The organism is Colwellia sp. 6_MG-2023, assembly GCF_030547765.1.
Taxonomy (GTDB): Bacteria; Pseudomonadota; Gammaproteobacteria; order Enterobacterales; family Alteromonadaceae; genus Colwellia.
Genome location: NZ_JAUOPP010000060.1, coordinates 1 through 984 on the forward strand (window position 1 = coordinate 1; position 984 = coordinate 984).

1 protein-coding gene is annotated in these 984 nt (G+C 43.1%); it reads left to right on the forward strand.

All coding sequences use genetic code 11. The features are described 5' to 3' along the window. The coding region (locus tag Q4503_RS18770; RefSeq protein WP_303603187.1) for a GspE/PulE family protein at positions 1-981 on the forward strand (981 nt) is incomplete at its 5' end. Between the last annotated feature and the right edge of the window lie 3 nt (positions 982-984).

The window sequence follows — 984 nt, forward strand, 5'->3', positions numbered from 1 at the left end:
CGTATTAAAGTCATGGCGAAGCTTGATATCGCTGAAAAACGTATCCCACAAGATGGTCGTATTTCATTGCGTATTGGTGGGCGTGCGGTTGATGTACGTGTATCAACTATGCCAACCGGGCATGGTGAGCGCGTTGTATTGCGTTTACTTGATAAAAACGCCGCGCGATTAGATTTACAAGATTTAGGTATGACCGACGTTAATCGTCACGCCTTTAGTCAATTAATTGAAAAACCACACGGTATTATACTTGTCACGGGCCCAACCGGCTCAGGTAAAAGTACCACCTTGTATGCTGGGTTAACACAAATAGATGCTCGAGAGCGTAATATTCTGACCGTCGAAGACCCGATAGAATTTGCCATTGAAGGTATTGGACAAACCCAAGTAAATACCAAGGTCGACATGACTTTTGCTCGCGGGTTACGTGCTATTTTACGTCAAGACCCAGATGTAGTGATGGTTGGTGAAATTCGAGATTTAGAAACGGCACAAATTGGTGTACAAGCCAGTTTAACCGGTCATTTAGTGTTATCAACCTTGCATACCAATACCGCAGCAGGGGCAATAACGCGAATGGAAGATATGGGCGTAGAGCCGTTTTTATTATCGTCTAGTTTATTGGGCGTACTTGCACAACGCTTAGTAAGAACGCTTTGTCCACATTGTAGAGAAAGTCACTTACCTAGTGAAGAAGAGTGTGCGTTACTTGGTTTACCTAAAGATAACCAACAAGTCATTTATCACCCTAAAGGGTGTAAAGAATGTAACTTTAAAGGTTATCGCGGCAGAACCGGTATTCATGAATTATTAGTGGTTGATGATACTGTACGTGAGCTTATTCATAATGGGCATGGTGAGCAAGGCATCGAGAAATATATACGCACCAACACTGCGTCAATTAGACGTGATGGCTTTGATAAAGTCATGTTGGGGCAAACAACGCTGGAAGAAGTATTGCGCGTTACGCGAGAAGATTAATGG